The 19,633-nt window shown below is 73.4% G+C and carries 20 protein-coding genes; 7 read left to right on the top strand and 13 right to left on the bottom strand.

The features are described 5' to 3' along the window. Window positions 1–282: 282 nt before the first annotated feature. Window positions 283–1,884 carry an MFS transporter gene (locus KMS84_RS31650; protein WP_256919919.1) on the bottom strand — a complete coding sequence of 534 codons (1,602 nt, stop codon included), beginning with the start codon at window positions 1,882–1,884 and terminating at the stop codon, window positions 283–285. A gap of 292 nt (window positions 1,885–2,176) precedes the next feature. Between KMS84_RS31650 and KMS84_RS31655 the strand changes: the two genes are divergently transcribed. Together KMS84_RS31655 and KMS84_RS31660 are read left to right on the top strand one after the other, a co-directional pair. After that, window positions 2,177–3,451: a mannosyltransferase family protein gene (locus KMS84_RS31655; protein WP_256919920.1), complete on the top strand. Its 1,275-nt coding sequence runs from the start codon at window positions 2,177–2,179 to the stop codon at window positions 3,449–3,451. Between the two features lie 205 nt (window positions 3,452–3,656). Then, entirely contained in the window at window positions 3,657–4,697 is a 1,041-nt protein-coding gene (locus KMS84_RS31660) for a phosphatase PAP2 family protein (RefSeq protein ID WP_256919921.1), read from the top strand. 160 nt (window positions 4,698–4,857) lie between these two features. Here KMS84_RS31660 and KMS84_RS31665 read toward each other — a convergent pair whose 3' ends face one another. Both KMS84_RS31665 and KMS84_RS31670 read right to left on the bottom strand, forming a co-directional pair. Then, window positions 4,858–5,073 (bottom strand): I78 family peptidase inhibitor, encoded by a 216-nt coding sequence (locus KMS84_RS31665; protein WP_256919922.1) that lies wholly within the window; start codon window positions 5,071–5,073, stop codon window positions 4,858–4,860. Window positions 5,074–5,479: 406 nt separating this feature from the next. Next, window positions 5,480–6,226 (bottom strand): LysM peptidoglycan-binding domain-containing protein, encoded by a 747-nt coding sequence (locus KMS84_RS31670; RefSeq protein WP_256919923.1) that lies wholly within the window; start codon window positions 6,224–6,226, stop codon window positions 5,480–5,482. Between the two features lie 539 nt (window positions 6,227–6,765). On the opposite strand from KMS84_RS31670, the gene KMS84_RS31675 reads away from it, so the two are divergent. Together KMS84_RS31675 and KMS84_RS31680 are read left to right on the top strand one after the other, a co-directional pair. Next, window positions 6,766–7,548, top strand: coding sequence for a DUF8842 C-terminal domain-containing protein (locus KMS84_RS31675; RefSeq protein WP_256919924.1), 783 nt, complete (start codon window positions 6,766–6,768; stop codon window positions 7,546–7,548). Between the two features lie 158 nt (window positions 7,549–7,706). Continuing rightward, window positions 7,707–8,117 carry a hypothetical protein gene (locus tag KMS84_RS31680; RefSeq protein WP_256919937.1) on the top strand — a complete coding sequence of 137 codons (411 nt, stop codon included), beginning with the start codon at window positions 7,707–7,709 and terminating at the stop codon, window positions 8,115–8,117. Window positions 8,118–8,298: 181 nt separating this feature from the next. Here KMS84_RS31680 and der read toward each other — a convergent pair whose 3' ends face one another. The 5 genes from der to aroH form a co-directional block, all read right to left on the bottom strand. Continuing rightward, window positions 8,299–9,783: a ribosome biogenesis GTPase Der gene (gene der, locus KMS84_RS31685; protein WP_256919925.1), complete on the bottom strand. Its 1,485-nt coding sequence runs from the start codon at window positions 9,781–9,783 to the stop codon at window positions 8,299–8,301. Window positions 9,784–9,870: 87 nt separating this feature from the next. Further along, window positions 9,871–10,566 (bottom strand): lysophospholipid acyltransferase family protein, encoded by a 696-nt coding sequence (locus KMS84_RS31690; RefSeq protein ID WP_256919926.1) that lies wholly within the window; start codon window positions 10,564–10,566, stop codon window positions 9,871–9,873. Then, a complete protein-coding gene (cmk, locus tag KMS84_RS31695; RefSeq protein WP_256919927.1) occupies window positions 10,524–11,210 on the bottom strand; it encodes a (d)CMP kinase in 687 nt (228 codons plus the stop codon). Before cmk ends, KMS84_RS31690 begins: the two co-directional genes overlap by 43 nt. A 199-nt stretch (window positions 11,211–11,409) precedes the next feature. Further along, window positions 11,410–12,495 carry a prephenate dehydrogenase gene (locus KMS84_RS31700; RefSeq protein WP_256919928.1) on the bottom strand — a complete coding sequence of 362 codons (1,086 nt, stop codon included), beginning with the start codon at window positions 12,493–12,495 and terminating at the stop codon, window positions 11,410–11,412. Further along, window positions 12,492–12,854 carry a chorismate mutase gene (aroH, locus tag KMS84_RS31705; RefSeq protein ID WP_256919929.1) on the bottom strand — a complete coding sequence of 121 codons (363 nt, stop codon included), beginning with the start codon at window positions 12,852–12,854 and terminating at the stop codon, window positions 12,492–12,494. The genes KMS84_RS31700 and aroH overlap by 4 nt, the downstream gene beginning before the upstream one ends. A 214-nt stretch (window positions 12,855–13,068) precedes the next feature. Between aroH and KMS84_RS31710 the strand changes: the two genes are divergently transcribed. Genes KMS84_RS31710 through KMS84_RS31720 form a run of 3 tightly spaced genes read left to right on the top strand, consistent with a single transcriptional unit; the run spans window position 13,069 to window position 14,750 of the window. After that, complete coding sequence (locus KMS84_RS31710; RefSeq protein ID WP_256919930.1) at window positions 13,069–13,731, top strand: hypothetical protein; 663 nt, start codon at window positions 13,069–13,071, stop codon at window positions 13,729–13,731. A 24-nt stretch (window positions 13,732–13,755) separates the two neighbouring features. After that, window positions 13,756–14,334, top strand: coding sequence for a DUF6529 family protein (locus KMS84_RS31715; RefSeq protein WP_256919931.1), 579 nt, complete (start codon window positions 13,756–13,758; stop codon window positions 14,332–14,334). After that, window positions 14,331–14,750, top strand: coding sequence for a Rieske (2Fe-2S) protein (locus KMS84_RS31720; RefSeq protein WP_256919932.1), 420 nt, complete (start codon window positions 14,331–14,333; stop codon window positions 14,748–14,750). Before KMS84_RS31715 ends, KMS84_RS31720 begins: the two co-directional genes overlap by 4 nt. A 23-nt stretch (window positions 14,751–14,773) precedes the next feature. On the opposite strand, the gene KMS84_RS31725 is transcribed toward KMS84_RS31720, so the two are convergent. The 5 genes from KMS84_RS31725 to KMS84_RS31745 form a co-directional block, all read right to left on the bottom strand. Further along, entirely contained in the window at window positions 14,774–15,796 is a 1,023-nt protein-coding gene (locus KMS84_RS31725) for an ADP-ribosylglycohydrolase family protein (RefSeq protein WP_256919933.1), read from the bottom strand. Then, complete coding sequence (locus tag KMS84_RS31730) at window positions 15,793–16,557, bottom strand: NUDIX hydrolase (RefSeq protein WP_256919934.1); 765 nt, start codon at window positions 16,555–16,557, stop codon at window positions 15,793–15,795. Before KMS84_RS31730 ends, KMS84_RS31725 begins: the two co-directional genes overlap by 4 nt. Window positions 16,558–16,638: 81 nt before the next feature. Next, on the bottom strand, window positions 16,639–17,781 hold the full coding sequence (locus KMS84_RS31735) for a pseudouridine synthase (protein ID WP_256919935.1): 1,143 nt from the start codon (window positions 17,779–17,781) through the stop codon (window positions 16,639–16,641). Then, the gene (gene scpB / locus KMS84_RS31740) at window positions 17,781–18,350 is read right to left on the bottom strand and encodes an SMC-Scp complex subunit ScpB (RefSeq protein WP_256919938.1); all 570 of its coding nucleotides are present in this window, start codon (window positions 18,348–18,350) and stop codon (window positions 17,781–17,783) included. Before scpB ends, KMS84_RS31735 begins: the two co-directional genes overlap by 1 nt. Window positions 18,351–18,403: 53 nt before the next feature. Then, a partial coding sequence (locus KMS84_RS31745) for a segregation and condensation protein A (RefSeq protein WP_256919936.1) occupies window positions 18,404–19,633 on the bottom strand: 1,230 nt, incomplete at its 5' end.

Here is a 19,633-nt window from a genome sequence, read left to right on the forward strand (position 1 = left end):
CCCGGGGGCCGGGGGCCCGGGGGCCTGGCGGCTCGGACGGCCTGGTGGCCGGGACGGAGGGGGACGTAGGGCTCTGGGAGGCCGACGGGCCGGAGACCGCAGGTCACCCGACCGAGGGTCACCCGACCGCAGGTCACCCGCCCGCAGGCCGCAGGCCGCCGGGCCGCAGGCACAAGCAGCGGCCGCCGACGGCGCAGCACCCCCACGGGCGACGCCCACCCCTCCACCCACCGTCACGGGCGGTGCGCGGGTGGGAGACTCCGGCCGGCCGCAGGCCGCCGGTCAGGCAGAGACGCGGGAGTCCACGACTTCCCGAGGCGCGGGAAGCCCCACCCCCGCCGGAGGCGCCTCGCACTGCATGACCCGCGGCAGCCGCAACGCCATGACCGCCCCCAGCAGCAACAGCCCCGCACTCACCAGCAACGTGACATGCAGCCCGTGCACGAAGCTGTCCTTCGCGACCCGCCGCAGCGCCGCCCCGGCCGGCCCGCCCAGCTGCCCGGCCACCTCGTAGGCCTCGCCCAGCGAATGCCCCGCGGCAGCCGACGCCGACGCCGGCACCCCGGGCACGGAGGACAGCCCGGGGGCGTACGCGGCGTTCATCACCGTCCCGAGGAGCGCTATCCCGATCCCCGCCCCGAGCTGGTACGACGTCTCGCCGATCGCCGCCGCCCCGCCGGCCTGCTCCGGCGGAGCCTCGCTCAGCATCGACTCGTACGCCGCGAACAGCGTCGTCTCCAGCCCGAACCCGAGCAGCAGGAACCCGGACAGCAGCAGCCCCGGGTTGTCCGACCCGCCCATCGCGGTCAGCACCAGCACGGCCGCCGCCGTGAGCACGAAGCCCCCGCACACCATCCGCCGCGGCCCGAACCCACGCAGCAGCCGGGCGCCCGCAAGGCCCGCCGCCATCGCGGCGAACGTGAGCGGCAGCAGCCGCAGCCCCGTCTCCAGCGGGGACAGGCCCAGCACGAGCTGAAGGTACTGCGCCGCGATCAGTTCGAGGCCGACCAGCGCCAGCATGGCCAGCACGATGCACCCCACCGAGGTGCTGAACGCCGGCCGCGCGAACATCGCCAGGTCCACCAGGGGATGCGTGCGCCGCCGCTGACGTCGTACGAAGAGGACGATCAGCACCGCGCCCACGGCCAGCGGCACCACGGTGAGCGGCCCCAGCTCGCCGCCGCCCAGCCGCTTCACGCCCAGCACGACGCCGAACAGCCCCGCCGCCGCCGTCAGCGCGCCGACCACGTCCCAGGGGCCGTTCCCGGCGCCGCGCGACTCGGGCAGCAGGAGCCGTCCCACCGGCAGACTGACGAGCATCAACGGAATGTTGACGAGGAAGACCGAACCCCACCAGAAGTGTTCGAGGAGGAAGCCGCCGAGCAGCGGCCCGATCGCCGCGCCCACCGCCGCCACCGCGCTCCAGATGCCTATCGCCAGCGCCCGCTCACGCCGGTCCGGGAACACCTGCCGCAGGATCGACAGCGTCGCGGGCATGATCATCGCGCCGCCCACGCCCAGCAGCGCCCGCGCCACGATCAGCGTCTGCGCGCTCCCGGCGAACGCCGCCAGCGCGGAGGCGACGCCGAACAGGGCGTAGCCGAGCAGCAGGATCCGTCTGCGGCCGACCTTGTCGCCGAGCGTGCCGAAAAGGATCAGCATCGAGGCGCAGACCAGCGGATAGGTGTCGACGATCCAGAGCAGCTCGATGCCGTCGGGCCGCAGGTCCTCGGTGACGGCGGGCACCGCCACGTGCAGGACGGTCGCGTCGACGGCGACCAGGAGCAGGCTGACGCACAACACCACCAGGACGACCCAGCGGTTGGCACCGGCCCCGGCCGCCCTCCGGCGCAGCCCAGCGGCGGCCGTGGTCGTCCCGGACATGTACGTACCTCCCAGGTGATCCCCCGGTCCGGCGGGCTCGCGGGGTGGGGACTCCCCGCGACTCGGCCGGAGAGGAGCGGTGATCTCCGGCCCGCGCAAACGAACACGAGTGACACGCAGCGTACGCGAGTTCGCGCCAGGGCCACGTGGCGGACATCTCACCGTTCCGGAGCGACCCATGTGGCGTACGCCACTGCGCGCCCGGCACGGAGGGCCCGCCGGTCGCCCCGCCGGGCCCCGCGCGCGGTGCTCGGCGGCCGCGCGCTCCGGGCGCCCGTCGATAATCGAGCCCGTGACCGATCTCCAGACCCGCGTGAGGCTCCCCGGCTCCGCGTCCCCGCGCCGGGCGGCCCCCGCCCTCCTGGGGTACGCCGCCGTGCGCGCCCTGGGCCTGCTCGCCCTCGCCCTGTGGAGCGCTGCCCGCGACAAGAGCGCGTACACCCTGCTCACGGCCCGCTGGGACTCCCTCTGGTACAGCAGGGTCGCCGAGCGGGGATACGGCTACGAGATCCGGCTGCCGAACGGTGACGTGCACGCCGACCTGGCCTTCTTCCCGCTGCTGCCGTGGTTGGAGCGGCTGCTGCACGCGGTGGCCCCGCTGTCGTACGCGGACGCCGGGTTCGTCGTGGCCCTGGTCGCCTCGTTCGCGGCGGCCTGGGGGATCTTCGCCGTCGCCGACCACGTGTACGGACGGCGGGCGGGGGTGTGCGCGGTGCTGGTGTGGGCCGTCCTGCCCGTCGGGATCGTGCAGTCGATGGCGTACAGCGAGTCGCTGTTCACGGCGCTGGCCGCCTGGTCGCTGTACGCCGTCCTCACGGGGCGCTGGGTGACCGCGGGGGTCCTGGCGTCGTTGTCCGGTCTGACCCGCCCGGTGGGGCTCGCGGTGGTCGCGGCGGTGTGGGCGGCCGGCGCGGCGTCCCTCCTGCGGGAGCGCGCGGTCACCCCGGAGGTCTCTATCGCGGGAACCCGCAGCACAGCGCCCGCGTCCGGCGCGCACTCCCCCGTTCACGCCCTCCGCCCGTCCGCGGACACCCCCGCGGGGCGTGAAGCGATCGCCGCGCGGCCCGGCTTCGCCCCGCGCGCCCTCGCCCTTCTCCTCGCGCCCCTCGGCGCCGCCGGATACGTCCTGTGGGTGGGACACCGCACCGGCCGCGGCCCCCTCGGCTACCTCGACGTCCAGGCGGGCTGGCGCAACGGCTTCGACGGCGGCTACGCCTTCGCCCGCTTCGTCGCCGACAAGTTCACGTCGTTCCCCGCCGCCCTCGCCGGCCTCGGGCTGGTCGTCGGCGTCGCCCTGCTGCTGTGGCTGTACGCGGTCTGCGTACGACAGGGCCAGCCGCTGCCGCTGCTGGTGTACGGCGGCGTCGTCCTCGCGCTCGCCCTGTGCGCGTCCAGTTACTTCGGCTCGAAGCCGCGGCTGCTGCTGCCGGCGTTCCCGCTGCTGCTCCCGCCCGCCGTGGCCCTGTCCCGGCTGCGCACGGGCCGGGCGGCGCTCGTGGTGGGGTGCGTGGCCACGGCCTCGGCCGTGTACGGGGCGTGGTGGCTGAACGGTTCCGGCCCTCCGTGAGGAAGTCCCGCTTTTCGGTGAAGCCTTTCATCGGTTACCTAAAACTATCCCTAGGAATGATCAAAGGAATTGAAGGGAGCGGCGTTCGACGATTAGCGATTCCATGGGCATAAACAGCGTTCTGAGAGCAATCCCACATCACATCGTCATCACAAACCCGCGGATTCGGCCGGGTCTCGAGCTCACTCGCTGTAACGTCGTTTAGGTGCGTACCGAACGAAACCTCACCCGTCTGGACCGGGTGTTCGCCAGGCTCGACCGTGAGCCGGAACGGCCGGCCCACATCGATGTGCCGAAGATGAGCCGGCACCGGGTCGCCCTCCTGCTGGCGACCCTGGCCTTCTATCTGGCGATCGTATGGCTCGTGGTGATCACCTCGTGGCTGGTCCGCCTCGACTGGCAGGTCATGTTCTTCCGGCCGTATCAGCAGTGGCCGGAGATCCACGCCTTCCTCGACTACTACGTGGTCCTCGGCCAGCGCGGCCCGACCGCCGTGATGGTCGCCGCCTGGCTCGGCTGGAGATCCTGGCGCCAGCACACCCTGCGCCCGCTGCTCACGCTGGGCGCCTCGCTGCTGCTGCTGAACATCACGGTCGGCGCGGCGAAGCTCGGGATGGGCCGGCTGGGACCGCACTACGCGACCACCATCGGCTCGAACGAGATGGGCCTGGGCGGCGATATATTCCCCAGCGGCCACACCGCCAACGCGGTCGTGACCTGGGGAATCCTGGCGTATCTGGCCTCCACGCCGAGGGCGCGCCGCTGGCTGTCCGCCGTGTCCGCCGTCGTCTCCCTCGGCGTAGGCCTGACCACCGTCTACCTCGGTACGCACTGGCTGAGCGACGTGGTGCTCGGGTGGGCCGCAGGGCTGCTGATCCTGCTGGCGCTGCCCTGGTGCGAGCCGCTGATCGCCCGCGCCGAGGTCGCGATCTTCGCGCTGCGCGACCGTCTGCGCGAGCGTGGCCGCCGCGCGGTCGCCGCCCCGGCCCCGGCCGCCCCCGTCGCCGTGTCCGTGCCGCTCACCCCGCTGCCGACGGCGCAGGACGAGGCCGCCACGGTCCGCGAACCGGCCTCCCCGGCCCCGGCCCGCGCGCCCCGCGCGCCGGCCTACCTGGCCCCGGGCCCGCACACGACCCGCTCGGAGCGCACGCCGGTCACCCCGGTCGGCAGCCGCCGCCCGCCGCACGCCGACCGCCTCCCGCGCGGCGCCGCGACCTCGGGGGCCCGCCCCCTCGCCGGCGGCTAGGCCCGGCGAACGCCGCCGTACGACGGCGGGCCCGGCGGTACGCACCCCCGGCCGGGCACGGCGAAGGCCCCGGTTCCTCCTCGAGGAACCGGGGCCTTCGCCGTGCCCGGGCCGAGGCCGTGGCGGCGCAGCCCGGGCGAGGCGACCGTCGGCGGCGGGCTCAGCCCTTCCAGGCGCGGGCGACGCGGCCGTCCCGCACCTCGAGGTTCAGCCGCCCGAAGCGGTACTCCATGGTGACGATCGTCCCGGGCGCCAGCGAGCGCACCGTGGACCATCCCCGTTCGCGCGCGAGCCGTTCGGCCTCCTCGGCCTCCAGGCCGACATAACCGTCCGGACTGTCCTGGGGTTCCGCCTGCGGAGCGGTATTCGGTGCCATACCTCCACGCTAGGGCCCGACGCCTCCCGCGAACGCCGAACCCGGGATGTGGAACCCCGCGGTCACACTTCTGTCACAGGATCCCGACACGCGTTTCGAGCGACGTTGCGCCATCCGTGCACAGCGGACCGTCACACGGACGAGCGGTTTCCGAGGCCTTCCCCGCGTATTCGAACGCAATTGTCGGCGGCCGTCCGAGAGCCTCGCATAACCCGCCGGAAAGGGTCGGAAAAGCGCGTGGGAAGACCGTTTCATTTCGCTTTCGTCCGCTCCCCGGCATCTGACGGCCCATAGGAAAGAACACGGCTCCTGCACATGTCCCCCACCCCCCTCCGCGCGGACGCGGCGGCCCGGACCGGTCGTCTCACACCGGTCGGGGCCGCCGCGTCACGGAGCGGGGAAGGGGTCAGAGCGTGAGGCGCTGCCCGGGGACGATCAGGTCGGGGTCGCCGCCGATGACGGCCCGGTTGCCGGCGTAGACGCGCTGCCAGGTCATCCCGTTGCGGGCCGCGATGGTGCTCAGGGTGTCGCCCCGGCGGACGGTGTAGTCGCCGCGAGAGGAGCCGCGCGAGGTCTGGCCGGAGGCGCGCTCCGGCGTCGCGGACGAGCGCGTCCCCGAGGACTCGGCGCCGGAACCCGAGCCGGAGCCGGTGGCCTCCGCCGGCCTCGCCGACTTCGTGGTCCTCGTGCTCTTCGTGGTCTTCGCGCCCTCACCGTACTTCGAGGAGCCGGAGCCGGACGAGTCCGACCGGGCGGAGGAGGGCCGGTCGGCCCCCGGTGCGCTGCCGGCCGCCCCCGCGCGCGCCGAGCAGGTCGGCCACGCGCCCCATCCCTGGGAGTTCTGCACCCTGGTGGCCACGGAGATCTGCTGTGCCTTGCTGGCCTTGTCGGCGGTCGACGCGTAGGCGGCTCCGCCGTACGCGCGCCAGGTACCGGCGGAGAACTGCAGTCCGCCGTAGTAGCCGTTGCCGGTGTTGATGTGCCAGTTGCCGCCGCTCTCGCACTGGGCGATGCGGTCCCACACCCCGCTGTCGGCCGCCATCGCGTCATGGGTGGCGCTGAGCAGTCCGAGGGGGGCGAGGAGAACCGCCCCGGCGAGGACCGCCGTCCTGCGCGACGACCTGCGGGTGTAGTGATCGGCACATTCGGACATGTAGATCCCTCTCTACGCACCCGGGCTCCCCCTGACCGGAGCGCGTCGGCCGCGCAGGGACGCGGTCGGCGCGCTCGGCCCCGTCCGCCGGCGGTGGTGCTGCGCGCTGTCTGGCTCTGCGCGGCCGGCGGACGTTCCCGAGCGGTGCTCGTTGCACACGGCGGAGCAATCTAGGGAACCTGACGCCCTGTTATCAATCAATGCGCCATCGATGCAGGCCAGTTGACCGTTACCTTAGGTAGCGGCGAATTCCGGACACCCAGTTCGTTCGTTCTTTTCATGATTTGTCAGCCCCGCCTCCCTTCCCTCTGTGAGCCAGCTCACCGACCCAACTGCCGTGACCTCCCCGTTACTTGACAGGGAGTGTGCGATTCCGCACACAGAGTGAGCGGCGGCGCAGGACGGTTCGATTCCGTTCGCTCTACAGCGTGACTCCCGCCACAGCTCGCCCGTTGTCATCTTCATGAGCCGGGGCCCACCCGGACCACGAGCCGGAGTCACCCGGCCTCGCCCACGCACCGCATCCGAGGGAGCCACCCGTGCCGCGCATGCTCGACGTCAGCGACGAGGTACGCGCCGAGATCGGCGACGAAGAAGCCGACCGGCTGCTCGCCGGAGACAACGCCCCGGGCAGTTACGACTGCACGTCCTGCCGCACCCCGGGCGACTCCGAGAACGAGCACACCAGCACCGTCCTGTTCATCGGGGACGAGACCGCCGTCCTCGCCTTCGCCCACGCCACCTGCCTGCCGTCCCAGGTCGTCCAGGTGACCGAGGAGCAGTTGCAGGGCGCGGTGCGCTCCATCAGCGGCGACACCGTCGACCTGGACCCCGACAAGGTCGTGCCCGAGCAGGCGGTGCTCGGTGTGACGAGCGGACTCGTCCTGATCGCCGGGGAGTTGCACCCCGCCCTGGTCGTCGAGCCGACCGCGCCCATCGTGCGGCCCGGCACGACCGGCGCCGGCGACGACTTCCTGCCGCTGCTCATCGAGCAGGGCTTCATGCCGCTGAGCGAACTGACCGAGGTGCCGCCCGTGCAGCACGGCTGGTCGGTGCTGCTGGCGATGGGGCAGCTGCACGCCGTCCTTCAGCCGTCGTCCCACGGCGGTCAGCCGGTCGCCTGGTGGCAGGCGCACCAGCCGCTTCAGGTGACGGAGGGGTGGCGGGCCGCCGCCAACAAGCACCAGCAGGTGCTGATGTTCGCCTCGCCCGTGGGCTCCATCGGACGCCAGCCCCGCGAGGACCTCCTGCGGGACGCGCTGGACAAGGCCGCCGCGAACGGGCACCTGGTCGGCGCGGCCCTCCCTCTCGCGGGGACCTGAGCCCCCTCGGCGAGCGGCGGCCGGCTCCGTTCCGCACGACGCGGCGCGGCCGCCCACGGCCCCCGCCCCGCCTGCGTCACGGACGGCGGCACGGCGGGCGTCCGCGGCGGACGCCCGCCGTGCCGCATCTCTTCGCGCGCCGCGTCGTTTGGACATACGTGCACACCTACGACGTTCCCCGCCGCCCCTCCTACCAGTCGATCCCGTCCGCGCGACCGGCCCAGGACTCCCAGGGCGGCCCCTCCGCCACGCCGATCTACGACGCGCTCTACGCGGAGTACGTCAAGACGTTCCGCTCCCTGCCGGGCGACCGCAGCGGCGAGGACGACCTGGGCTTCACCGCCTTCGGGAACATCCCGTACCCCGCGGGCTCGTACCCGGCGCCGCGCCCGGGGTCGTTCAGCAGTTCGTACAGCGCCTACAGCGCGGGAGCGCAGAGCGCGCGGCACGGGATCGGGCAGCAGTCCCAGTGGCAGCGGGTCGGGCAGATCGGCCAGCAGCAGCCGACGCCGACCGCGATGCATCACGTCCCCGCGGCGCTTCCGCCGGCGCCCCGCAGGACCTTCTGAGCGGCTCGGGAATCGTCGGGAGCCGGGACCCGCGGACGGAAACCCGGACTCCCGGACCCGCGGACCCGCGGATCCGCCTGCGGACGGCGAGGTCCTCGGGCGGTCGGACCCGCGAGCGGCAGGACCCGCGGACGGCAGGAGGGCGGCGCCCCGTGCGGGGCGCCGCCCTCCTGCCGTGTCGTCACTTCTTCTTGTTGCCGCCGCGCTTCTCGCGCACCCGGACCGAGATGTGGATCGGCGTGCCCTCGAAGCCGAACTCCTCGCGCAGCCGGCGCTCGATGAAGCGCCGGTAACCCGCCTCGATGAACCCGGACGCGAAGAACACGAACCGCGGGGGCTTGGTGCCGGCCTGGGTGCCGAAGAGGATGCGCGGCTGCTTGCCGCCCCGGACGGGGTGCGGGTGGGCCGCGACCAGCTCACCGAGGAAGGCGTTCAGACGGCCGGTGGGAACGCGGGTCTCCCAGCCGGCCAGGGCGGCCTCGATGGCCGGGACCAGCTTCTCCATGTGCCGCCCGGTGCGCGCCGAGACGTTCACCCGGGGGGCCCACGCCACCTGCGCGAACTCGGTCTCGATCTCCCGCTCCAGGTAGTAGCGGCGCTCCTCGTCGAGGGTGTCCCACTTGTTGTAGGCGATGACCAGGGCGCGTCCGGCGTCCACGGCCATCGTCACGATGCGCTGGTCCTGGACCGAGATCGACTCGGAGGCGTCGATCAGGATGACCGCCACCTCGGCCTTCTCCACGGCCGCGGCGGTGCGCAGCGAGGCGTAGTAGTCGGCGCCCTGCTGGAGGTGGACGCGCTTGCGGATGCCCGCCGTGTCGACGAACTTCCAGGTGACGCCGCCGAGTTCGATCAGCTCGTCGACCGGGTCGCGGGTGGTGCCGGCGATCTCGTTGACGACGACGCGCTCCTCGTTCGCCACCTTGTTCAGCAGCGAGGACTTGCCGACGTTGGGGCGGCCGATCAGCGCGATGCGCCGCGGACCGCCGACCGCGGCGCCGAAGGTCTGCGCGGGGGCCTCCGGCAGGGCCTCCAGGACGGCGTCCAGCATGTCGCCGGTGCCGCGGCCGTGCAGGGCGGAGATCGGGTGCGGCTCGCCGAGGCCGAGCGACCACAGGTAGGCCGCGTCGGCCTCCGCGCTCGGGCCGTCGACCTTGTTGGCGGCCAGCACGACGGGCTTGCCCGCCTTGCGCAGCAGCCGGACGACCGCCTCGTCGGTGTCGGTCGCGCCGACCTTGGCGTCGACGACGAAGACGACGGCGTCGGCCGCCTCGATGGCGTACTCGGCCTGGGCGGCCACGGAGGCGTCGATGCCGAGGACGTCCTGCTCCCAGCCGCCGGTGTCGACGAGCTTGAAGCGGCGGCCCGACCACTCCGCCTCGTAGGTCACGCGGTCGCGGGTCACGCCCGGCTTGTCCTCGACGACGGCCTCGCGGCGGCCGATGATCCGGTTCACCAGGGTCGACTTGCCGACATTGGGGCGGCCGACGACGGCGAGCACGGGAAGCGGTCCGTGACCGGCCTCCTCGATGGCGCCCTCGACGTCCTCGATGTCGAAGCCCTCGACCGCGGCGAGCTCCATGAACTCCGCGTACTCGGCGTCGCCGAGCGCCCCGTGGTCGTGCTCGAAGGAGTCCGAGCCGTCGGGCTGGATGTGGTCGTTCATGAAGTCCGTACCTCGTCGTTCATTCGTGGTGATCGGTGGACCACCCGTTCTGTCCGGGTTGATCCACTACTCGGTATTCAGTGTCGCTCAGCGTCCCGTCAGGCGCCTGGCGTTTTCCAGGTGCGCGGCGAGCTGCTTCTGGATGCGTTCGGTGGCCTCGTCCAGCGCCTTGCGGGTGCGCCGTCCGCTGCCGTCGCCCGCTTCGAACGCGTCTCCGAAGACGACGTCGACGCGGGAGCGCAGCGGGGGCAGCGCCTTTATCAACCGTCCGCGGCGCTGCGTGCTTCCCAGCACGGCGACGGGCACGATCGGCGCTCCGCCGCGCACGGCGAAGTAGGCGAGCCCGGCGCGCAGGGCGGCGAAGTCGCCCTCGCCGCGGGTGCCCTCCGGGAAGATCCCGAGGACCCCGCCGTTGTCCAGCACGCCCAGCGCGCGGGTGATCGCGGTGCGGTCGGTGGTGTCCCGGTCGACCTTGAGCTGGCCGATGCCGGTCAGGAAGGGGTCGAGCGGGCCGACGAACGCTTCCTTCTTGATCAGGAAGTGGGTCGGCCGGGGGGCCACGCCCATCACCATCGGGCCGTCGAGGTTGTGCGAGTGGTTGATGGCGAAGATCAGCGGGCCGCTCGCCGGCACCTTCCAGGCGCCCAGCACCCGGGGCCTGAACAGCCCGTACATCAGACCGACGCCGATGCGCCGTCCGACCTCGGCGCCCCGCTGCGAGGGCACGGCCGTCGTCGACGTCACCGCGCGTCCCGCTTCTCCTCGACGAGGGTGACGACGCACTCGATGACCTGGGTCAGCGTCAGGGCGGTGGTGTCCACCTCGACGGCGTCGTCCGCCTTGGCGAGCGGGGAGGTCTTGCGGGAGGAGTCCGCGGCGTCCCGCCGGATCAGCGCCTCACGGGTGCTGTGCACGTCGGCGCCCTTCAGCTCGCCGCTGCGGCGGGCGGCGCGGGCCTCGGGGGAGGCCGTCAGGAAGATCTTCAGGTCGGCGTCGGGCAGGACGGTGGTGCCGATGTCCCGTCCCTCGACGACGATGCCCCGCTCCGCGGCGGCGGCCAGCGAGCGCTGCAACTCGGTGATCCGGGCCCGGACCTCCGGCACGGCGCTCACGGCGCTGACCTTGGAGGTGACCTCCTGGGTGCGGATCGGCCCGGCCACGTCGACGCCGTCGACCGTGATCGTCGGGTGGGCCGGGTCGGTGCCGGAGAGGATCTCGGGCTTGCCGGCGACGGCCGCGATCGCGGAGGGGTCCTCGATGTCGATCCCGTTGTTCACCATCCACCAGGTGATCGCCCGGTACTGGGCGCCGGTGTCCAGGTAGCTCAGTCCGAGCCGGCCGGCCACGGCCTTGGACGTGCTCGACTTGCCGGTGCCGGACGGACCGTCGATGGCGACGATCACGGGCTGGGCGGCGCCGTTTTCCACGGGGGGACACCTTCCTGGTGCGAGGCGGTGGAGGTACGGGGCGCGACTGTGCCCCGTACCAGGTTACCGGCCGCGCATCACTCGTCCGGCCGCACGGGGTCCGTCCGGCCGGCCCCGGCCCTTCGTCGGCCCCGGCCGGCGACCCGCGGCGGGCGGCCGCACGTCCGTCCCCGGCCACGCCGACGCCGGCCGCCGCCGGCTACTGGCGGATGGCCCAGCCCCGCTCCCGCAGCGCCGTCGCGAGGACCTGCGCCGACTTCGGCTCGACCATGAGCTGCACCAGGCCCGCCTGCTGTCCCGTCGCGTGCTCGATGCGGACGTCCTCGATGTTGACGCCCGCCTGCCCGGCGTCGGCGAAGATGCGGGCCAGCTGGCCGGGCTGGTCGTCGATGAGCACCGCGACGACCTCGTACGCCCGCGGGGCCGCTCCGTGCTTGCCGGGGACGCGGACCTGCCCCGCGTTGCCGCGGCGCAGGACGTCCTCGACGCCGCCGGCGCCGTCGCGCCGCTTCGCGTCGTCGCCGGATTGCAGGGCGCGCAGGGCCTGCACGGTCTCCGCCAGGTCGGCGGCGACCTCGGTGAGCAGGTCGGCGACCGGCCCGGGGTTCGCGGACAGGATGTCGATCCACATCCGGGGGTCGGAGGCGGCGATCCGGGTGACGTCCCGGATGCCCTGTCCGCACAGCCGTACGGCGGCCTCCTCGGCGTGCTCCAGGCGTGCCGCGACGAGGCTGGAGACCAGGTGCGGCATGTGGGAGACGAGCGCCACCGCGCGGTCGTGGGCGTCGGCGTCCATGACCACCGGGACGGCCCGGCAGTGCGAGACCAGCTCCAGGGCGAGGTTCAGCACCTCGGTGTCGGTGTCCCGGGTCGGCGTCAGCACCCAGGGGCGGCCCTCGAAGAGGTCGCCGGTCGCGGCGAGCGGCCCCGACTTCTCCCGGCCCGACATGGGGTGCGTGCCGATGTAGGCCGACAGGTCGAGGCCGAGCGCCTCCAGTTCGCGGCGCGGTCCGCCCTTGACGCTGGCCACGTCGAGGTACCCGCGGGCCACCCCCCGGCGCATCGCGTCGGCGAGCACGCCGGCCACGTGGGCGGGCGGGGCGGCGACGATCGCCAGGTCGACCGGGCCCTCGGGCTCCTCGTCGGCGCCGGCGCCCAGCGCGGCCGCCGTGCGGGCCTGCTCGCGGTCGTGGTCGGCGAGGTGGACGACGACGCCCCGCTGGACCAGGGCCAGGGCGGCGGACGTGCCGATCAGCCCGGTGCCGATGACGAGCGCGGTCCTCACTGGGCGATGTCCTTGCGCAGGGCGGCCGCGGCGCCGAGGTAGACGTGGCTGATCTCGGCGCGCGGCCGGTCGGACTCGACGTGCGCGAGGATGCGCACGACCCGGGGCATGGCGCCCTCGACGTCCAGTTCCTGGGCGCAGATCAGCGGCACGTCGACGATGCCGAGCTTGCGGGCCGCGGCCGCCGGGAAGTCGCTGTGCAGGTCGGGCGTGGCCGTGAACCAGATGCTGATCAGGTCGTCGGCGCCGAGCGCGTTGCGCTCCAGGACGGCGGTGAGCAGGGCCCCCACCTGCTCGTCCATGTGGCCGGCCTCGTCCCGTTCGAGTTGGACGGCTCCCCGGACCGCTCGTACCGCCACGGCGCTGCTCCTCGCTGAAGTGTGCTGATGCGTTGACGCGCTGATGTACCGGGCTGCGGCACATGAGACGTCCAGCGTAGTCAGCCCGCGCCGCCGTGGTGCGCGCAGCCCGCGTGCCGAGACGGCGATGCCCCGGTACGCCCTTTACGAAGGGTGCGGCCCGCGCTGTCATGGCACTCTGACGGCAGGACACCGGCATCGGGGAAGGCCCGGCATGAAGCGTCCAGGACCCCTGCTCACCCTCCTCGCGGGACTGCTCCTCGGCCTGTCCCTGCTGACGCTCGACACGACGACGGGCACGAAGGCCCCCACCTCCCCCTACCGGGAGCGGTCGCCGAGTCCGGCCCCGACCCCGGGCACGGTCTCCCCCGCCTCCCCCGCGCCCGCCCCGGCGGCGACGCCCTCCCGCGCGCCGGACGGCGACTACGCCGGGCGCACCGACGACGACACGGCGGCGGTCGCCGTCTCCGTCCGCGCCGGCAGGGCGATCGCGTACTTCTGCGACGGCCGCACCCGGGAGTCCTGGCTCAGGGGCGAGGTGCGCGCCGACGGCGCCGTGCGGCTCACCGGCCGGCACGGCGCGGAGCTCACGGGACGGCTCGAGGACGGCGCGCGGATCGAGGGCACGGTCGGCGTCGGGGGCGAGCCCCGCGCGTTCACCGCGGTCCGGGCGAGGAAGATGTCCGGGCTGTGGCGGGCGACGGCCGCCGTGCGCTCCGCGAAGGTCGACGGCGGGTGGATCGTCCTGCGGGACGGCAGCCAGGTCGGCGTCCTCACCCGTGACGGCGTGCCCTCCCCCGCTCCGCGCCTCGACCCGCGCACCGGTGCGGTGACGGTCGACGGACGGCGTCTGACGGCCCGCCCCGCCCTCCCCTGACCCCCGACCGAGCAGGGAGCCTCCATGACCGTCGATCCGAACGCCGCCACGCGCGGATTCCCCGGGCCCGCGGGGCGCGGCCCGCACCCGGCCCGCTATCTGGTCCCGGCGCTGGTCGCCGGGGCGGTGGCGGTCGGCCTGGGCGTGTACGGCAAGACGCACGACCCGACCGGCACGGCCTTCGACCTGGCCGGCTTCAGCAGCACGGGAGCGGTGAAGGCGTGGCTCGCGTCGGCCGCGATGTTCTTCGCCCTGGTCCAGCTCGCCTCGGCGCTCATGCTGTACGGGAAGCTGCCGGGCCCCGCCTGGTCCGGCGCGCTGCACCGCTGGTCGGGCCGCGCCGCCTTCCTGATCGCGGTCCCGGTTGCGGTGCACTGCCTGTACGCGCTTGGGTATCAGACGTACGAAACACGCGTGATGTGGCACTCCGTCCTGGGTTGCTTCTTCTTCGGCGCATTCAGTGCCAAGATGCTGCTGCTGCGCTGGGAGCGACTCCCGGGATGGCTGCTGCCGCTCGTCGGCGGACTCGTCTTCGCCGTTCTGACGGTGGTCTGGCTCACCTCCGCCCTCTGGTTCTTCCGCACCTTCGGAGTGACGACATGACCCTCCCCGCGACACGACGCACGGTTCTCCTGGCGACGGGCGGCGCGGCAGCGGCCCTCACGGCGGCCTGCGCCAAGTACGGCGACAACGGCTCGTCGTCGTCCGACAAGTCCTCGAACACCGCCGCCGGCCGGGAACTGGCGCGGACGGCCGACATCCCCGTCGGCGGCGGCAAGATCTTCGCCGACGAGAAGGTCGTCGTCACCCAGCCGACGAAGGACGACTTCAAGGCGTTCTCCGCCATCTGCACCCATCAGGGCTGCACGGTCTCCAGCGTCGCCGACGGCACCATCCACTGCCCCTGTCACGGCAGCGAGTTCCGGGTCGCGGACGGCTCGGTGGCCCGCGGTCCGGCGTCCAGCCCGCTCCCTGCCGAGAAGATCACGGTCGCGCGCGGCTCGATCAGCCTGGCCTGAGCGCCCGCCGGGTCACCTCCGGCTCACTGGTCCCACAGCGCTCCGAGCGTCACCAGCTCCCCCTGGTACTCGATCCGGTCCGCCCACGGCGTCGGCCAGGCGTCGGCCCCGGCGTACGCGCCCGCGAAGGCGCCCGCGAGACAGGCGATGGAGTCGGAGTCCCCGGACGAGCAGGCGGCCCGGCGCAGCACGGTGAGCGGCTCGTCGGGGAAGAGCAGGAAGCACAGCAGGCCGGCGGCCAGGGCCTCCTCGGCGATCCACCCCTCGCCGGCCGCGAGGCAGGGGTCCGTCTCGGGCGACGGACGGCGCAGCGTCTCCTGGAGGCGTTCGAGCACGGCCAGGCACTCGTCCCAGCCGCGCGCGATGAAGTGCTCCGCGCCGGGGTCCTGGCCGCGGGTCCACAGATCGCCGAGCCAGCGCTCGTGGTAGCGGGAGCGGTTGTCGAGGGCGTACGAACGCAGCAGCCCGACCAGGGCGGCCGGGTCGGCGCCCTGGACGAGGAGGCGTACGGCGTGGGCGGTGAGGTCGGAGGCGGCGAGCGCCGTGGGGTGTCCGTGGGTCAGGGCGGCCTGGAGCTGGGCCGCCCCGGCCCGCTGCTCGTCGCTGAGGCCGGGGACGAGGCCGACCGGGGCGACGCGCATGTTGGCCCCGCACCCCTTGGAGCCGATCTGCGCGGCGTCCTGCCACAGCCGTCCGTCGTCCTCCAGGAGGTCGCAGGCGGTCAGGCAGGTCCGCCCCGGCGCGCGGTTGTTGTCCGGCGACCGGTTCCAGGCCACGAACTCCTTGCGCAGCTCCGGCGCCAGGGAGGACGGCACGAGGAGCCCGCGGTCCATGGCGGACCGCAGGGCGTGCCCCACCGCGAGGGTCATCTGCGTGTCGTCGGAGACGAAGGCGCGCCCGGGCAGGTCCATCTCCCGCCAGGGCCCGCACTTGGCGAGGATCGAGGGGACGTCGTCGAACTCGGTCGGGAACCCGAGCGCGTCCCCCAGCGCGAGGCCCAGCAGGGACCCGGTGGCGCGTTTCCTGACGGTGGTCGAGGTGGTCATGCGGAACGTCCTTCCCGGGGCGGTCGCAGCAGGGGCGGATGGAGTGCGGTGGCGGCGCCCGCGCGGTAGAGGGCGGCGGGCTTGCCCCGGCCGCCGGTCAGGCGCGCGCCGCCGGGCACGGGCTCGACGAAGCCCGGGGTGGCGAGCACCTTGCGGCGGAAGTTGGGCCGGTCGAGGCCGGTCCCCCACACGGTCTCGTAGACCTGCTGGAGCTCGCCGAGGGTGAACTCGGGCGGGCAGAAGGCGGTCGCGAGGCAGGTGTACTCGAACTTGGCGCCGACCCGGTCGTGGGCGTCGGCCAGGATCCGGTCGTGGTCGAAGGCGAGCGGCCCGACGTCGTCGTACGGCTGCCAGCGGGCCTGGAGGGCGTCGCCGCCGCCGGCGGGCTCGGGGGCGTCGGGCAGCAGGGCGGCGAAGGCGACGGAGACGACCCGCATGCGGGGGTCCCGGCCGGGCTCGCTGTAGGTGCGCACCTGCTCCAGATGCAGGCCCGAGACGTCCTTCAGGCCGGTCTCCTCGGCGAGTTCGCGCCGGGCGGCGGTCTCCGCGGACTCGTCCGGCAGCACGAAGCCGCCGGGCAGCGCCCAGCGGCCAGCGTAGGGCTCCCGGCCGCGCTCGACGAGCAGGACGTGCAGGGCGCCCGCGCGCAGCGTGAGGACGGCGAGGTCGACGGTGACGGCGAAGGGCTCGTAGGCGTACTTGTCGTACGCGTGCCCGTCGTGGGCGTGCTGGTCGCGGGCGTGCTGGTCGCGGTCCCGCATGACGAACACCCCCTTTTAATAGTCACCACGACTATAAAAAGGGGGTGTGTGCTCGCACAAGCCCCGGGGGCCCGGGACTTCCTAGAGGTCGACTTCCTTCATCAGCATGCCGACCTCGGTGTTGGACAGACGGCGCAGCCAGCCCGACTTCTGGTCGCCCAGCGTGATCGGGCCGAAGGCGACGCGCACCAGCTTGTCGACCGGGAAGCCGGCCTCGGCCAGCATCCGGCGCACGATGTGCTTGCGGCCCTCGTGCAGGGTCACCTCGACCAGGTAGTTCTTGCCGGTCTGCTCGACGACGCGGAAGTGGTCCGCCTTCGCGTAGCCGTCGTCCAGCTGGATGCCGTCCTTGAGCTGCTTGCCCAGGTCGCGCGGGATCGGGCCGACGATGTGCGCGAGGTAGACCTTCTTCACGCCGTACTTGGGGTGCGTCAGCCGGTGCGCGAGCTCGCCGTGGTTGGTGAGCAGGATCACGCCCTCGGTCTCGGTGTCGAGCCGGCCCACGTGGAACAGCCGCGTCTCGCGGTTGGTCACGTAGTCGCCGAGGCACTGACGGCCCTCGTTGTCCTCCATCGTGGAGACGACACCGGCCGGCTTGTTCAGCGAGAAGAACTGGTACGACTGCGTCGCGACCGTCAGGCCGTCGACCTTGACCTCGTCCTTCTCCGGGTCGACCCGCTTGCCCTGCTCCAGGACGATCTCGCCGTTGACCTCGACGCGCGCCTGCTCGATCAGCTCCTCGCAGGCCCGCCGGGAACCGTAGCCCGCCCGCGCGAGGATCTTCTGCAGCCGCTCGCCCTCCTGCTCGGCGCCGGGGAAGGTCTTGGGCAGCTTGACGTCCTTCTTGCCCGCGTACCGTTCGCGGTTGCGCTCCTCGGCCCGCGCCTCGTACTCCCGCGAGGTCGCCGGGACCCAGCGGCCACGCCCGGTGCCCTGGCCCTGCTTGGGCCCGCCCTTGGCGCCGCCCCGCGCGGAGCTGCCCCGCCCCGACTTCGGACCCTCGTGGGTGCCGCCGGGGCCCACGTCGTACCGGCGCTCCTCCGGGCGCGGGTTCTTCGGGCGGCCGCCCTGCCGGTCGTCGCGGGAGTTGCCGGATCCGCGGTAGTCACCGCGGCCGCCACTGTTCCCGCCGCGACCGCCGCCGTTCCCGCCGCGGCCGCCGCTGTTGCCACCACGGCTCCCGCCGTTGTTTCCGCTGCTGTTCCTGCCGCTGCTGCTTCGCATCAAAGTTCCGTCTTGTCGTCTGCGTCCTCGGAATCCGGAGCGTCCGGATCGAACGACGGCACGCCCTCCTGGGTCTCGGCCTCGATCGCCGCCGCCTCCGGGAGGAAGGGCGCGAGCTCCGGGAGCTCGTCCAGGCCGCGCAGGCCCATCCGCTCCAGAAAGTAGTTCGTCGTCACGTACAGGATCGCACCTGTTTCGGGTTCCGCGCCCGCCTCCTCCACCAGACCCCGCTGGAGCAGGGTGCGCATCACACCGTCGCAGTTCACTCCGCGGACCGCGGAGACCCTGCTGCGGCTGACCGGCTGGCGGTAGGCCACGACCGCCAGGGTCTCCAGCGCCGCCTGGGTGAGCCGGGCCTGCTGGCCGTCCAGCACGAAGCCCTCGACGGCCGCCGCGTACTCGGGGCGGGTGTAGAACCGCCAGCCGCCCGCGACGAGCCTGAGCTCGAAGCCGCGCCCCTGCACGGTGTACTCGTCGGCCAGCTCGCGCAGCGCGTCGGCGACCTGGCGCCGCGGCCGCTGGAGGATCTTCGCGAGATGCTCCTCGGTCGCGGGCTCGTCGACGACCATCAGGACGGCCTCCAGGGCCGGCTTCAGGTCCAGCGCGGCGACGGTGTCCTCGCTCACGTGCGTGTCTCCTTCCCGGCATCCTCCGGCGGCCGGTCGAACTCGTCGGTGACTCTCGGCCCCGCGTTCCCGTCCCCGCCGGTCCAGCGGACCACGAGCTCGCCCAGCGCGGTCTCCTGGTCCAGGGCGACGGCCTTCTCGCGGTACAGCTCCAGCAGCGCCAGGAAACGGGCGACGACGGTCAGGGTGTCGTCGGTGTCCTCGACCAGCGCCCGGAAGCTGGCCTCGCCGAGCTCCCGCAGCCGGGCGACGACGATCCCGGCCTGCTCCTGCACGCTCACCAGCGGGGCGTGGATGTGGTCGACGTACACCTGCGGCTTGGCCCGCGGCTGCATCGCCTTGACCGCGAGCCTGGCGAAGCCCTCCGCACCGATGCTGATGACCACCTCGGGCAGCAGCTCGGCGTGGTGCGCCTCCAGGCCGACGGTGCGGGGGTAGCGGCGGCCCTCGCTCTCCAGGCGGTCCGTGAAGATGTCGGCGATCCGCTTGTAGGCCCGGTACTGGAGCAGACGGGCGAAGAGCAGGTCGCGGGCCTCCAGCAGCGCGAGGTCGGCCTCGTCCTCGACCTCGGCGGCGGGCAGCAGCCGGGCCGCCTTCAGGTCGAGCAGCGTGGCGGCCACGACCAGGAACTCGGTCGTCTGGTCGAGGTCCCAGTCGGAGCCCATGGCCCGGATGTGGGCCATGAACTCGTCGGTGACCTTCGACAGCGCGACCTCGGTGACGTCCAGCTTGTGCTTGGAGATCAGCTGGAGGAGCAGGTCGAAGGGCCCCTCGAAGTTGGCCAGCCGGACGGTGAAGACTCCGTCGGCCGCGTCCCGCGACGAGGACCCGTCCTCCTCGGCGACAGTCCCCGCACCCGCGTCGACGGGACTCCGGCCCGCTTCGTCCGGCTCCGCGAAGGGCGGCTGGGCCGCACCGGATCCCCGGAGGGCCGTTCCCGGCGCGCCCGAGCCCGTCTCGTCCCGTCGCCGGGCGTGGGGCCGCGCGACGGCCGGGCCCTCGGCGGCCGGCCTCCGGGCGTCAGGCGCCGCCGCGTCCGGCGCCCGAGCGTCCTGCGCTGCGGCGGCCGGGCACGGGGCGGACGGTCCGGGGACGTCCGGGCCCGTGGTTTCCGGTCGCCCGGCGTCCGGGTCAGCCGTGTCGGAGTCGGCCGTGTCGGAGTCGGCCGTGTCCGGGTCCGCCGCATCCGGCTCCGGTGGCGGGGAGGTCGGCGGCGGGGGGTGCGG

The organism is Streptomyces hilarionis (assembly GCF_024539675.1).
Classification (GTDB): Bacteria; Actinomycetota; Actinomycetes; order Streptomycetales; family Streptomycetaceae; genus Streptomyces; species Streptomyces hilarionis.

What these genes read in the sequence shown, in the direction of transcription:
- KMS84_RS31650 (WP_256919919.1), bottom strand. Translation starts at nt 1,884, where the DNA reads ATGTCCGGGACGACCACGGCCGCCGCTGGGCTGCGCCGGAGGGCGGCC.
- KMS84_RS31665 (WP_256919922.1), bottom strand. Translation starts at nt 5,073, where the DNA reads ATGGCACCGAATACCGCTCCGCAGGCGGAACCCCAGGACAGTCCGGAC.
- KMS84_RS31670 (WP_256919923.1), bottom strand. Translation starts at nt 6,226, where the DNA reads ATGTCCGAATGTGCCGATCACTACACCCGCAGGTCGTCGCGCAGGACG.
- der (WP_256919925.1), bottom strand. Translation starts at nt 9,783, where the DNA reads ATGAACGACCACATCCAGCCCGACGGCTCGGACTCCTTCGAGCACGAC.
- KMS84_RS31710 (WP_256919930.1), top strand. Translation starts at nt 13,069, where the DNA reads ATGAAGCGTCCAGGACCCCTGCTCACCCTCCTCGCGGGACTGCTCCTC.
- KMS84_RS31715 (WP_256919931.1), top strand. Translation starts at nt 13,756, where the DNA reads ATGACCGTCGATCCGAACGCCGCCACGCGCGGATTCCCCGGGCCCGCG.
- KMS84_RS31720 (WP_256919932.1), top strand. Translation starts at nt 14,331, where the DNA reads ATGACCCTCCCCGCGACACGACGCACGGTTCTCCTGGCGACGGGCGGC.
- KMS84_RS31725 (WP_256919933.1), bottom strand. Translation starts at nt 15,796, where the DNA reads ATGACCACCTCGACCACCGTCAGGAAACGCGCCACCGGGTCCCTGCTG.
- KMS84_RS31730 (WP_256919934.1), bottom strand. Translation starts at nt 16,557, where the DNA reads ATGCGGGACCGCGACCAGCACGCCCGCGACCAGCACGCCCACGACGGG.
- KMS84_RS31735 (WP_256919935.1), bottom strand. Translation starts at nt 17,781, where the DNA reads ATGCGAAGCAGCAGCGGCAGGAACAGCAGCGGAAACAACGGCGGGAGC.
- scpB (WP_256919938.1), bottom strand. Translation starts at nt 18,350, where the DNA reads ATGGTCGTCGACGAGCCCGCGACCGAGGAGCATCTCGCGAAGATCCTC.